Here is a 14,828-nt window from a genome sequence, read left to right as displayed (position 1 = left end):
GCTCAGTTGGTAGAGCAGTTGGCTTTTAACCAATTGGTCGAAGGTTCGAATCCTTCACGACCCACCACTTTTCTGAAAGTGAGATTGCCTGTTCGGCTTTAATTCAGTTCTTCTATTGTCCTACCGTTTTTAATCTATTCATATTCAAGCTTTTTTATTTTATTCAGCCTTACTATAAACTCAACTCTTGTATGTTGATGTTGTACTTTTTGTCAACTTTATCGCCTCATGAATAAGTATTCTTTTGTTCACAAGAATACTGCTTAGCTATTAATTTTACTGGGCAGTCTTAACGTTTTCAAATTGCTAATGTTATTTACCATTTAATTGCAAACCTGTTAATCATTTTAGCTTTCTCTCATCTACTTTTGTCTAATAGACCTATTGCTAATGTTGCTTGTTTGTTAAGTGAGTCATATTGCTTTAGATGATAAGAACAGGGAGAGCATGATGAAACAAGCAAAATATGGTTTATTAATCGGTTGTTCAATGCTGGCATTAAGTAATGTTAGTTATGCAGATACTGATATGCAGTTTGGGGGCTACGTAAAAGCTGATGTGATGTTCAGTGACTATGGTAATGGCGCACCCGATTCAGGAAGTTTATCTCGTCAATTTTATGTGCCTGGTACTATTTATGGCGAAGAGGGTAATGGTAAACAAGTTGTCGATTTTCAGGCGCGAGAAACTCGTTTTAATTTTAAAACGGTTTCAGATTTTGATGGTCATAAGTTAACAGGTTTTATTGAATTAGATTTCATGACTCATACTGACGGTAATGAACGTGTATCTAACAGTTATTCACCACGTATCCGACAAGCTTTTATTAGTTATGATAACTGGACAGTCGGTCAAACATGGACAACGTTCCAAAATCCTGGCGCATTGCCTGAAAACTTAGATTTTGTTGGTGCTGCCGAAGGTACACCTTTTGTTAGACAAGCGATGATTCGCTATACCAATGGTGGATTTCAAATAGCAGTCGAAAACCCTGAAACGACTGTAAATAAATTTGCTACGGCAACACGACTCACCAGTGGTAGTGGCATTGTGCCAGATGTTGTTGCTCGTTATAACTTTAAGACAGAAGGTGGGACTGCAATTTCTGTGGCTGGTATTTTACGTCAATTGAATGTTGAAGAAAATGTTGATGGGCAGGCAGTTGATTCAACTGAAATGGGTTACGGTGCGAGTATTGCCGGTATTATCCCGGTCGGAAACGATGACTTTAAATTCTCAGCAACCTACGGTGAAGGCCTAGGGCGTTATATGGCGTTGAATTATGCCAATGCTGGTAATCTTGATGCTAACGGCGAAATACAAGCGATAAGCTCTTACGGTGGCTATGCCGCTTACCGCCATTGGTGGAATGACAAGTGGCGTACGAGTGTCACTGTGTCAGCATTTAAAGCTGATAACGATACCATGCTATCGAGTAGCTTAGTAAATGCTGAGTCATACTCAAGTTATATTAACTTATTGTATTCACCAACCAAGCCTTTGACCTTTGGTGTTGAATATATGTATGCGAAAAACGAACGTGAAAATGGAAGTGATGGTGACCTAAGCCGTATTTTGTTCTCTGCTAAATACGTGCTTTAAAAGCTAGTGATTTTCTAAGGTAGCATTACGACATCAAAAAAGGGTTAATTCATTGAATTAACCCTTTTTTCATTTGTGCATAATTGATTTTTAATCTAATTAGCCCAATAAGTTGTTTGAACGTACGTACTGTTCAAATTCAGTGTAACCACCAACATGCACTTCATCGACAAAGATTTGCGGCACTGTTTCAACAGGCTTGCCAACCGTTTTCTCTAAATCAGCTTTTGAAATGCCTTCAGCGTGAATGTCGACATACTTGAACTTAAATCCGTCACGCTGTTCAGTTAATTTTTCTGATAGTTCAACAGCACGAACACAATAAGGGCAGCCTGGACGGCCAAAAATTACAACAAACATAGTGACTCCTTTTTTTGATTTGACGATTTATACCATAAGTTTTATCGAATTGATAATTTCATTCAATTCAAACAAAACTGTTTTCATTAATGGTTTTAAATCGTCCTTTATAATCAAAAAACTTTTCCACTAATTCCCACTTATGCTTTTGTTTTTTTAGTAACAGCAAATCAGGCGTTTTAAAATGTTTCTGGTGTTCAAGAACTTGTTGAGGTGATGAGAATTGTGGATGTTTCATCCCAGGCGTGCGCGAGTGTGGAGCAATAAAAATTGCATATAAGGCGCGCCGCTGAGCAGGTGTTTCCATTCTAAAGCTTTCTTTAAATTCATTAGCGTCAATATCGAAATATTTCACTATCAGCTTTTTATCATCTTCGATGAGATGCATCTCTTGGCATTTGAATAAATGATGATGTTGAGAGGATAAAACTTGTTTTAATCGTTTATCTGGATCAATGAGAGTTGACTGGCATGTTTGGCAAATGCGCGCTGCAATATCATTTTCAGCGCCACAACCAGGGCAGGATTTAGAGCGAAACCTGAAATCACATTGCTGATGTGTATCCTGTTTTGTATCGACTAACCCTTGGCAGCGTCGTCCGAAGTGTTCAACAATATCACCGTCGGCATCGACAATACCCCAAAAAGTATTAGCAAACTGGCAAACGGGGCAGTGTACTTGTACTGGGACAGATTTACTGTTGGGTTTGACTTGGCCAACTTCAGGAAAATAAAGATCATATCCATTAGCCGCATAGTCAATGACTAGGCAATCCTCTTTGTCTTTTGCTAAGCGTAAGCCTCTGCCAATCATTTGCTGAAATAAGCTCACAGAGGCCGTAGGCCTTAAAATAGCAATTAAATCTACATGGGGAGCATCAAAGCCTGTAGTAAGTACCGCTACGTTGACAATATATTTAAGACTTTGTTGCTTAAACCGTGAAATAATATCATCACGCACTGTATGAGGGGTGTCAGCGGTAATTAAAGCTGCACTATCATCGAGTAACTTCATTATTTCTTTTGCGTGACGTACTGTTGCTGCAAATATGAGCACGCCTTTACGGTGTTCTGCTAGTTGCACAACCTGCTTAATTATTGCTGTGGTAGCTCGGCCTTGATGATCTAATAAATCATCGACTTCTTTTTGTGGATATTCGCCAGTCTCTGAAGGGGTTACCTGGCTAAAATCATATTGTGCGCTTAAGCCATCGAATATCTTAGGTGCTGTTAAATACCCGCGTTTAATGAGTGGCCGCATGGGCAATTCAAAAATACATTGTTCAAAAATAGGTTTTTCTGTGTTGCCGACTTTACCGTGATAATGATGGCGAAATATCCAGCCTAGTCCTAATCTGTATGGTGTTGCCGTTAAGCCTAGTAATTTTAGTTGCGGATTATTTTTTTTCAGATGATTTAATAACTGCCAATACTGACTATTTTCATCGTTACTAACACGGTGACATTCATCAATAATAACCAAAGAGAAAGTTTGGTTAAATTTTTCAGGCGCCCTAGCAGCTGATTGAACGCTAGCCACAACCGTTTTACCTACTGCTTTTTTTTGGTTTAATCCAGCTGAATAAATACTGGCATCTTGAGTCAGTAATCCCACTTTTTCTGCATTTTGAGCGACTAGCTCTTTAACATGAGTCAATATCAAAACATTGCCTCTAGCTATTCTTGCAAGTTCTGCTATCACGATACTTTTACCAGCACCTGTTGGTAATACTAATACAGCGGAGTCATTACTTTGCTTAAAGTGTTTTATAGCGGCATCAACAGAATCTTGTTGGTAATCACGAAGGGATATTACAGCTGTCATAGGTTTTTATCGTTATTGAATAATGTTCAAAGTAATAATGAAACTCATCGCATTCACGGAGCATACATTGCTAGTGATATAAATGGTTACTCTAGCATGAAATAAAGCCCTTAATTTAGGCGGTATAAAAAATTGATATAAAAAAGCCCCCTCAATTGAGGGGGCAACGAGAATCTGGTTAGGATTTCTCAAGGTGGGTAGGACAGTTAATTGATTAGGATATTATTCCGCTTTGTTTAAGCGTGATTCTATCAAGGTATCGATTACCGCAGGATCTGCAAGTGTTGAAGAATCACCTAAGTTTGTTACCTCGTTTGCTGCAATCTTACGCAAGAAACGGCGCATAATCTTGCCAGAGCGAGTCTTAGGTAAACCACCAGCCCATTGAATCAAATCTGGGGTAGCTAACGCGCCGATTTCTTTACGAACCCATTGTCGTAAGTTTTGACGAAGTTCTTCCGTTTCTTCAATACCTTTAGTTAAGGTCACATAAGCGTAGATACCTTGACCTTTGATGTCATGGGGGTAACCAACTACTGCGGCCTCAGCAACTAGCTCATGTGAAACAAGGGCACTTTCAACTTCGGCGGTACCTAAACGATGACCGGATACGTTAATAACGTCATCCACACGACCCGTGATCCAGTAATAACCGTCTTCGTCACGACGGGCACCATCACCAGTAAAGTACATGCCTCGGAAAGTTTTAAAATACGTTAATGCAAAACGGTCATGATCGCCATAAACCGTGCGCATTTGGCCTGGCCAAGAATCGAGAATGACCAAATTACCTTCAACTGCACCATCTAAAATATTACCCATGTTATCAACTAGGGCTGGCTGCACACCAAAGAATGGGCGAGTCGCAGAGCCTGGTTTAGCATCGGTTGCTCCAGGAAGTGGGCTAATTAAGATACCGCCAGTTTCTGTCTGCCACCAAGTATCAACAATTGGGCAAGACTCATGGCCAATGACTTCGTGATACCAGCGCCAAGCTTCAGGGTTGATAGGTTCACCTACTGAGCCCATTACACGAAGCGAACTGCCATCAAAGCCGTCAAATTGCTCTTTGCCTTCTGCCATCAGTGCACGGATTAATGTCGGTGCGGTATAAAGAATATTCACTTTATGACGATCAATCATTTCACCTAAACGCGATGGACCTGGAGAATTAGGTACACCTTCATGAATAAGAATCGTTGCACCATTAGCCAGTGGGCCATAAACCATATAGGAATGGCCAGTAATCCAACCGACATCGGCAGTACACCAATAAACCTCGCCTTCTTTGTAATCAAATACATATTCGTGTGTCATTGATGCATAAACCATGTAACCACCGGTTGTGTGCAGCACACCTTTAGGGTTACCAGTTGAGCCTGATGTATAAAGCAGGAAAAGCGGGTCTTCAGCGCCCATTTCTTCGGCTTGGCAATGCTCTGAAGCTGTTGCCATTACATCGCTCCACCAAATATCACGACCTTCAACCCAATCGATATCTCCGCCTGTGCGGTTGAGTACGATAACTTTTTCGACGCAATCAACATCTGGGTTATTCAGTGCGTCATCAATACTACGTTTAAGAGGAATTTTACGACCACCACGAATACCTTCGTCGGCAGTAATCAATACTTTTGATTTGCCATCAATAACACGAGATGCAATGGAGTCCGGAGAGAAACCTCCAAATACCACTGAGTGAATAGCACCAATGCGAGCACAAGCTAACATGGCTACAGCAGCTTCAGGCACCATTGGCATATAAATCGTGACGACATCGCCTTTACAAACGCCTTGGCTGCGAAGTGCATTGGCAAATTTACACACATCAGTATGTAACTCACGGTAAGTAATTTTACGCTGCTCATTTGCATCATCGCCTTCCCATATAATGGCAACTCTATCGCCATTTTTTTCAAGATGGCGATCTAAACAGTTTGCAGAGGCGTTTAATGTGCCATCATAAAACCAATTGATAGACAGGTTATGATCATCAAAAGAGGTCTTTTTGATTTTGGTGTAAGGCTTAATCCAATCGATACGCTTACCATGTTCTCTCCAAAACCCTTCTGGATTTACCACTGATTCTTGGTACATTTTTTTATATTTATCGTTATCTACCAGTGCATTGTTGGCGAAATCTGCTGGTACTTTATAGAGAGACTGCGAGCTCATAGGGCTTCCCTTTGTCAAAATTAGCGTTACGAGAGTATTGTCTGCAAGGTGAGGTTAACACTATTAGACCTTGGTCTAGTTTTAAAATATCCTTAATATTTAACCTGTTGCGCATGTTAGCATGACGTATTCGTGAAACGGTTTTATTGCACAAATATTAAGCATAAAAATAATTAAAGAGAATGCTATGAATTTGACCTTAGTCGTTGCTGTAATTGCAATTTGCTATGTTTCCTTGCTGTTTATCTTAGCGTGGGGAGCTGAACGCTGGTTTAGTAAAATCACCAAAAAGGTGCAAGTGTGGATATACGGCTTAAGTCTAGCGGTTTACTGTTCGTCGTGGAGCTTTTTAGGCACGGTGGGGCAGTCTGCTAATGATTTGTGGTCTTTTTTACCGATTTATTTAGGGCCTATTTTGGTTTTTACTTTAGGCTTTGGCATGCTTCGTAAGATAGTAGCCATATCAAAAGCGCAAAATATCACCTCTGTTGCAGATTTTATTGCCGCTCGCTATGGAAAATCTCAAACCCTTGCTGCAATTGTGACACTTATTGCTTTATTTGGGATCATGCCTTATATCGCTTTGCAGTTAAAAGCGATGGTCTTTAGCTTGAATTTATTTCAGCCTGAAAACATGCCATTAAATGATGTCAGCGTCCCCATGGTCATGACATTTATTTTAGCAATCTTTGCTATCTTATTTGGTACACGAAAGCTTGATGCAACAGAGCATAACCCTGGAATGATGGTCGCTATTGCATTCGAGTCATTAGTGAAGCTAGCTGCTTTTTTAATTGTTGGCTTTGTGATTACTTTTGGCTTTTTTGATGGGTTTGGCGATATTTGGCAGCAGGCGGCAGAAAAAGACATTATTAAACATGGCTCATTAAATATTACTTCTTTTTTGCCTGAGATGTTTGTGGGTGTAGCCGCATTTTTATGTATGCCAAGGCAATTCCATGTCATGGTGGTGGAATGTGCTGAAGAGTCTGTACTTAAAAAAGCACGTTGGATATTCCCATTATACCTCGCCATGTTTGGCTTGTTTGTGGCGCCATTAGCCTTAGCTGGCACATTATTACTCGGCGACAGTGTGGCCGCCGACACTTACGTGATTAATCTTCCTTTAGCACTAGATCAACCGGTACTGGCGGTGATTGCTTTGTTAGGTACATTATCTGCGGCAACGGGTATGGTAATTGTTGCTGTGGTGACGATAAGTATTATGATTAGTAATGAGTGGATTGTTCCTTTCATGCTACGCACGAATAAAGTGAGTGGAACTAATTTTAATCAATTTGCTCGTTTTTTACTTAATGCTCGCCGTCTTGCCATCGTTATCATTCTTTCATTAGGCTATTTAAGTTACTTATTGTTCGGTAATAGTGAGTCATTATCTCATTTAGGACAATTGTCATTCGGTGCTTTCGCTCAGCTTGCACCAGCTTTGCTCGGTGGATTGTATTGGAAGTACGGTAATCGCTCTGGGGTATTCTTAGGCTTAGCGGTAGGGTTTTCTTTATGGTGTTATATCCTATTTGAAGGCAGTGTAGGTTTAGGGCAAGAAACAGGCTTATTAGCCTCAATTAGCCCAGAGGTTGACGATACGCTTATTGCCCTATTAGCTAATATTATTTGTTATATATTAGGCTCATTATGGTTTAGAGCGGGTGTCGCTGAGCGTATTCAAGCTAGCCATTTTATCAATCCGGGCTCACTTCAATCTGATTCAAACAAAAAAGACGCTAACAGAAAACACACTGCCATTTCCCAGCAAGACTTGTTAATTCTCGCCAGTCGATTTGTCAGCCCAACTAGAGCATATGAAAGCTTTAGTAAGTTCTCCCCAGATGCTGTGCGTAGTGATTCATGGCATAAAATGGCTGACCAATCTTTAGTGTCACACACAGAGCATATGCTTGCTGGGGTATTAGGTGCCTCTAGTGCCTCTTTGGTAATGGATTCAGTATTACAAGGTCGTGACTTAGCCCTTGATGAAGTATTCAGCTTGGTAGATGAAGCATCATCTAAGATTATTTTAAGCCAAGATATGCTTAGAGGCGCAATTGAGCACGCTTATGAAGGCATGAGTGTGGTCGATAAAGATTTGAATTTAGTTGCTTGGAACTTTAAATATGCTGAGCTGTACGATTACCCTGAAGGATTTTTACAACAGGGCATGCCAATTAGCGAGGTGATCCGTTTTAATGCTGCCAGAGGCTACTGTGGTGAGGGCGACATAGAGTTGCAAGTCGACATACGCGTGCAACATATGCGTAATGGTACTGAGCACACATCTGAGCGGCAGCGAAAAGATGGGAAAGTGATCAAAATTCAGGGCAACCCAATGCCCGATGGCGGTTTTGTGATGACCTTTACTGACATTACTCAATATCGCAAGCAAGAGAAAGCCTTATTAGAAGCGAATGAAACATTAGAATCTCGAGTACAAGAGCGTACTTATGAGCTCGCGATGCTCAATAGTGAACTCCTTGAAGCAAAAGCCCAAGAAGAAATGGCGAATGCCTCTAAAAGTCGTTTTTTAGCCGCTGTTGGGCATGATTTAATGCAGCCTTTAAATGCGGCTCGTTTGTTTACAGCATCGCTTGCACAATATCCGAATTTGGATTTGGAAGGAAAAACCACGCTTTCTCATATTAATAATTCACTTCGCACTGCTGGCGAATTATTAACTGACTTGTTGGATATTTCTAAATTAGATTCAGATATGGTAGAGGTGAATCGTCGAGATTTTTCTCTTGGAGAATTACTAAATGGCTTAGCCGTTGAATTTGAAGCCATGTCTGCTGACAATCAAATTAAATTTAATATGATGCCGTGTAATGCAACGATTAATTCTGATTTATCCCTATTAAGACGAGTGTTACAAAACTTTTTAACCAATGCCTATCGCTATGCAAAAGGCGGAAGAGTATTACTTGGTTGTCGTCATCGTGGTGATTTTATTGAAATTCAAGTTCTTGATACTGGTTGCGGTATTGATGAACATGAAACGCAAGAAATCTTTAAAGAGTTTAAACGTCTAAATCATCCAAGTAGTCGCAACGTTAGTGGATTAGGGCTCGGCTTAGCTATTGCTGACCGAATCAGTAAAGTGCTGGACCATCAAATCTTAGTGACATCAAAGTTAGGACAAGGATCGGTATTTTCTATAATGGTGCCGTTGGGCAAAACGGTGACAGAGAAAGTCGTGAAACCGGTACCGACGCCAACTCAGCCTCTAGCAGGGGTGAAAGTGCTATGTATTGATAATGAAGAAGCCATTTTAGCGGGACTTGAAAGTTTACTGACTCGTTGGAAATGTGATGTTGTTTGTGCCACGGATTTGGCTGATGCACGCATTAAATTAGGCCTCAAAGGGGTAGCTCCAGATATCGTTTTAGCTGATTATCATTTAGATAATGATCAAAACGGTGTGGATGCAATGGATGGAATTCGCTCTCGATACGGTGAGCATTTGCCGGGCATTTTAATCACTGCTAATACCAACAAAGATCTCATTGATGATGTACAGAAGCGTGGCTATCACTACATGGCTAAAATGGTGAAACCTGCTGCATTAAGAGCGTTGATTTCAAGCCTAGTAAAATAGATGATGAAATAGTGAGAGATTTAACCAAAGCAAGGATGAAGATGATAACTGTATATGGTGACGAAAAGTCGGGAAATTGTTACAAAGTAAAGTTAACGTTGAGGTTACTAAATCAAGCTTATCGTTGGCGAGATATCGATATAATGGCTGGTGAAACTAAAACGGCAACATTTTTGAAAAAATCACCTCAAGGGAAGCTGCCTATTATTGAGCTTGATGATGGAAGGGTGCTGGCAGAGTCAAATGCCATTATAGGGTATTTAGCAGAAGGGTCTGGGCTGATACCGACTGATGAGTTTGATAAAGCATTAATGTATCAATGGCTTTTCTTTGAGCAATACACCCACGAACCTTGTATAGCCGTTGCTCGCTTTATTCGTCTTTATCAGAATATGCCGATTGAGCGCCAAGCTGAATATGATCTTTTACACGTTAAGGGTAGACAAGTGTTGAGATTACTAGATGAGCAGTTAGCCAACAAAGCCTTTATCTTAGGGGAGCAATTCAGTTTAGCCGATATCGCCTTATTTGCTTATACCCATGTCGCCCATGAAGGTGGCTTTGATATAACCCCCTTTGAGAATATAAGGCAATGGTTGAGTAAGGTAGAACAACAGCCAGGTTTTGTCGGTATGCAAGATTAATTACATTGATTTTGAGAACATGCGACTAGAAAAATAAAGCCCCGTATCAAACTAGATAAGGGGCTTTTTAAACTCAGTTAAACGGTGTAGCTAATAAAACAATCAATCTTTTAGGAATATCGATGTCGATATTATTTTTCTAACTTACTGAAATAATCAAAAATGACAGGAACATCATTTTGACCTAAACCTGCATCTACCGCTTCTTGTAAGCTAGTAGAAGTGCCCTGAGCAATAAGAGATTTAGTCCCTAAGTCTTCACACATTGCAAGGAAATAACCTAAGTCTTTATTGGCATTCGCAACTGAGAAGCCAAGTTTTTCTTCACCGTCGACAGCATAGAACTTACAGAATTGCATGAACGGCGAGTTAGAAGGTCCTGCCGACATGATGTCAAATAACTGCTGTCCATCAACACCAGCAAGTTTTGCCACTGCAAATGCTTGCGACATGGTTGCTACCGTTGTCATACCCATGAAGTTATTAATTAATTTAGTTGTATGTCCTGCACCTAAAGCGCCTAGGTGGAATACATTTTCGCCTTGCTCTTCTAGTAATGGTTTCACTTTATTAAAAGTATCCATGTCACCAGCAGCCATAATGTTAAGTAGGCCATCTTTAGCATGTGCAGGTGTTCTGCCTAAAGGCGCATCAATCATGCCGACACCTTTTTCAGCAAGTGCAGCACCAATTTTTTTAGTCGAAGAGGGGATAGATGTACCAAAGTCAACTAGCACAGAGCCAGGTTTAATACCTTCTAATACGCCATCATCGCCGTATACAATCTTTTCTACCACTGCTGATGTCGTTAAACAAAACTGGACAACATCACTGGCTGCAGCTAACTCTTTTGCAGATGTAAAAGCAGTTGCATTGCCACGGTCAATAACACGTGCAACAGCTTCAGCGCTTAGATCCATTACATTGACTTGATAACCTCTCTTTTGTAGGTTCTCAACCATGTTGCCGCCCATAAGACCAAGGCCGATGAAACCAATGATTGGCTTTGTCATATCTAACTCCTAAAATTTTATATATGTTTATCTGAGTAACAAAGATTGCTCAACGCTTAATAGTGCGAGTCAATTAGCTGCATGGATTAACTGTCCATTTTTGAATATGCAATTAATTGTTTTACATGCTCTACTTTATTAAGTATTTGTAAATATTATCTAAATCGAGCTTATTACCAATATTAGTTAATAATAAATTTATTGTCAACCAATTTGTTAGATTTTGGTTTACCAAAAGTTAAATTGGTAAGTTAACCTGTGAAGCTAAGTTGTGTTGTTATGTCATTTCGCTAAATTTATTGTCATTAATGGAAAGGTGATTGTTGAAGAAAGAGCCTACCCGTAGCGGAAGGCTCTTATTAAGTGTGGCTTATTAGAATCTAGCGCGAACTCCAACAGTATAGCGACGATCTGATTCACTGTACTTCCATACCGAATCTAGCTCTGTAGTGTATTCAATTGGTTCCCCAGTTAAATTCACAACATTACCAACAACAGTGAAGTGTTCATTGATATCCCAACTTGCAGAAAAGTCGAATTGACCTCGAGCTTCACGGTAGTTGTTACCAACAGTCGCATCAAAGTTATCTGCTGATGGGTCATTTTGGTTAAATACGTTATAACCTAATGCACCAACTGTTTGAACGCGTTTCTCTGCTTGAGAATATAAGTAACGATCGCGCCAGTTATATGCTAGACGGAATTGAAGGTCGTCATTTTCCCAGTACACTTGACCGTTAGCTGTATTCTCTGAAATATTTAGCAGTGGGTTGCCATCAGGTTGTTCACTATCAGCATAGGTATAGTTGGCATTGACACCAAATCCAGACCAGAAACCTGGTAAGAAGGTAAACTGTTGTTGATAAGCTAGCTCAACACCTTTTACTTCACCGCTGCCACCATTAACATCAGTATCAACAACAATACCTGTTCTGCCCGCAGCTTTTTCTGAGTCAACGTAGGCTAAACCTTGTGCCTCGGTTGCAAAGTTTACGTCACCTTGGCTTTGACCTGCAGTATCAAGTAAACAAACGTTGCCCCATTCTGTCGTGTTTTGGCCATCTACAGTACTTGGGTCAGCTAAACAACTGCTGTCTGTTTGTGTAAATGAATTGACGTCTTTATAGAAAAGTGCAGCTGAAACAATGCCACCATCACCAAAATAGTGTTCAACAGATAAGTCATATTGAGTCACACGGTATGGTTCAAGTTGGTAAGAACCTTGAGTACCAGTCACTAATGAGTTATCAATTGATAATGCTGGGCTTAGCTCATCAAAGTCTGCACGACGCATAACTTTTGCAGCAGCAAAGCGCATTAAGGTTTCATCTGTAAGGGTATAGGTCACATTCAAGCTAGGGAGAAAATCTGAATAATCGTTTTCGCCAGTATCAAGAATTTTGTTGCCATTGGCATCAACAGAAGCAACAACGCTAGACTCTAATTCTGTTTGGATATAACGACCACCAAATACAGCAGTTAAATCATCAAAATCCAAATGGAATTGAGCATAGATAGCGCTGGTTTTCTCGTTAATTTCTTTATATGCACCATTATCTTCTACCATGTTGTCAGCTAATGAGCCGTTCATGGCATAAGAAGTACCTTGCAGCATTTGTTGAACTAATGCGTAAGTGGCTTCAGTGTTCTGTAGTAAATCAGCATCATAAACATTGTAAGTCATTAAATCGTTTTGACCATTTACACCTGTTTGGTCAAATGAATTACTCATGTTAACGATTTTCATGCTGTCAGCCAGTACAGGATTATCAATCCAAATAGGGCTATAGAGTCCGTCAGCATTGGTTGCTTTTTTATAAGAATCTTTAAGGGTAGTGTTGCCGTTGATAGGTTTTAGGTCATAGCGGTTGGCACTATAATCTCGGTCAGTAAAGCGCACACCAGCTTTTACCGCTGATACCCAATCTACACCAATGTCAGAGATTTTGAAGTCAAAGCGTAATGCTTGTTCTTCATTGTCAGTTTCAAGTGTTTTATGGAAGAATTCACGAAATACTAAGTTATCAGGGTTAGTTAACATACCTGAATCAGCATATGTGTAACCAGGAATGCCACTGCCCGTAAAAGAACTACCTGTACTGGTATGTGTTACAAGATCAAGGGTCGGATCTGTACGTTCAATTGGACGTAAGTTAAATTCATTTGCTGTTTGTTTTTCTTTAGATTTTGATATTGAGTATTCAGCAGATAATTCAATGTTATCAGTGATAAACCACTCACCACCTAGGGCATGAGAGGTGGTATCTGATGTCGTAAAGTCACTCCAAGTTTTTGGAATTACAAGGACACCATCTAAATCGTAATTATGTAGCTGACCGTTAGCATCATAGTAAGAATCACTTCTTGCTACAGAACTACCACCCACATCTAAGATAGAATAAGCAGATTGGCCGCCATCAAGTTTAGTTGCATTCAAATCAAGATAAATGTTGGCTTCAGCACTAACAGGTTCCCATTGTAGTGAAATACCATAAGCTGTACGTTCACGTTCTTCTGTTTTTTGCTCTAACGTGCTTTGCGTTCTACGTAAGTATTTGCCATTAGGTCCACCTGAGTCATCAACAACGCCGTCACCGTTAATATCGATGTTATCGAGCAAATCAACTTTGTTGAAATATTCATCGCGGCGCAGTTCACGGTCTAAATAAGCAAGGTTAGCTGAAGCACCAAATGTACCTGCATCACCTAAATCCCAGTTATTACCAATACCAGCTGAAAAATTTGGTGCAGTATTTTCTGTTTTATCTGAATATTCGCCATCAAGCGTAATTGCCACAAGTGGTTCTGACAGCTCTAATGGACGAATGGTTTGCATGTTTACCGTACCACCTAAAGCACCCTCAATCATGTCAGGTGTAGGTGATTTAATGACTTCAACTGTTTTCAAAAAGCTTGAAGGAAAGTCATCCAATCCAATACCGCCACGACCAGCACCTGCAGTAGAGCGACCATTAAGTAGTATCAAGTTTTCAGATACGCCTCGAATTGTTACTGACTCACCCACCCCGAAGTCAGTTCCAATAGAAACACCTGTAATTCGTTGCAGAGCTTCTGCAATGTTATTATCAGGTAATTTACCAATGTCTTCTGCAACAATAGCATCGACAATACGATCATCGGCTCGCTTTAGTAAATTAGCTGCTTTTAAACTGCCAAATATCCCTTTAACTGCAATGACTTCAATTTCGTCTGTTTCTGCATTTTGAGTTTCAGCATCAGCAGCGAATGTCGGCATAGACAGTAGAGCTGTTAGTGTTGCACCAAAAATCGTTATATTAGTTGATTTATTTTTAGTCGCACTAAACATTGCACTTATTTTGTTGAGCTTCATAATTCCCCCGAAAATTATTCCCTTTGGTCTTGCCTTTTTTGGTATGACCAATTGTTGTTATTTTAAACAACAGAAACATTTATATAACACGTTACCAATTAATGCAACATGTTATTACCAATCTGGTAATGATTGGTGGCAGGGTTCAATGACAGCTAAATAGGAGTAAAAGTGTTGGCTGCTTGTTTGTGTCAGATTTTAAGTTGATTGGTAAGGTGTTAGTCGCTAAAAGTAGCGATTAGTG

8 protein-coding genes are annotated in these 14,828 nt (G+C 40.1%); 3 read left to right on the top strand and 5 right to left on the bottom strand.

The window, feature by feature from the left end; translation table 11 throughout:
• Positions 1 to 450 precede the first annotated feature (450 nt).
• Entirely contained in the window at positions 451 to 1,602 is a 1,152-nt protein-coding gene (locus tag AN944_RS19545; RefSeq protein WP_055026331.1) for a DcaP family trimeric outer membrane transporter, read from the top strand.
• A gap of 99 nt (positions 1,603 to 1,701) precedes the next feature.
• Here the strand turns inward: AN944_RS19545 and AN944_RS19540 are convergent, their stop codons facing one another.
• The 3 genes from AN944_RS19540 to acs all read right to left on the bottom strand — a co-directional run bounded on the left by AN944_RS19540 (position 1,702) and on the right by acs (position 5,962).
• A complete protein-coding gene (locus tag AN944_RS19540) occupies positions 1,702 to 1,962 on the bottom strand; it encodes a GrxA family glutaredoxin (RefSeq protein ID WP_055026330.1) in 261 nt (86 codons plus the stop codon).
• Between the two features lie 67 nt (positions 1,963 to 2,029).
• Complete coding sequence (locus tag AN944_RS19535; protein WP_055026329.1) at positions 2,030 to 3,787, bottom strand: DEAD/DEAH box helicase; 1,758 nt, start codon at positions 3,785 to 3,787, stop codon at positions 2,030 to 2,032.
• A 222-nt stretch (positions 3,788 to 4,009) separates the two neighbouring features.
• Positions 4,010 to 5,962: an acetate--CoA ligase gene (acs, locus tag AN944_RS19530; protein WP_055026328.1), complete on the bottom strand. Its 1,953-nt coding sequence runs from the start codon at positions 5,960 to 5,962 to the stop codon at positions 4,010 to 4,012.
• Between the two features lie 187 nt (positions 5,963 to 6,149).
• Between acs and AN944_RS19525 the strand changes: the two genes are divergently transcribed.
• Together AN944_RS19525 and AN944_RS19520 are read left to right on the top strand one after the other, a co-directional pair.
• Positions 6,150 to 9,575: a PAS domain-containing hybrid sensor histidine kinase/response regulator gene (locus AN944_RS19525; RefSeq protein ID WP_055026327.1), complete on the top strand. Its 3,426-nt coding sequence runs from the start codon at positions 6,150 to 6,152 to the stop codon at positions 9,573 to 9,575.
• A 44-nt stretch (positions 9,576 to 9,619) separates the two neighbouring features.
• Positions 9,620 to 10,219, top strand: a complete 600-nt coding sequence (locus AN944_RS19520) for a glutathione S-transferase family protein (RefSeq protein WP_200913387.1) — start codon at positions 9,620 to 9,622, stop codon at positions 10,217 to 10,219.
• Between the two features lie 131 nt (positions 10,220 to 10,350).
• Here AN944_RS19520 and AN944_RS19515 read toward each other — a convergent pair whose 3' ends face one another.
• A complete protein-coding gene (locus AN944_RS19515; RefSeq protein WP_055026325.1) occupies positions 10,351 to 11,232 on the bottom strand; it encodes an NAD(P)-dependent oxidoreductase in 882 nt (293 codons plus the stop codon).
• A gap of 373 nt (positions 11,233 to 11,605) precedes the next feature.
• Positions 11,606 to 14,584 (bottom strand): TonB-dependent receptor, encoded by a 2,979-nt coding sequence (locus tag AN944_RS19510; protein ID WP_055026324.1) that lies wholly within the window; start codon positions 14,582 to 14,584, stop codon positions 11,606 to 11,608.
• Between the last annotated feature and the right edge of the window lie 244 nt (positions 14,585 to 14,828).

Source organism: Shewanella sp. P1-14-1, from assembly GCF_001401775.1.
Classification (GTDB): Bacteria; Pseudomonadota; Gammaproteobacteria; order Enterobacterales; family Shewanellaceae; genus Shewanella; species Shewanella japonica.
Note: the sequence above shows the minus strand (reverse complement) of the source record. Positions and strands in the feature narration are given on the sequence as shown.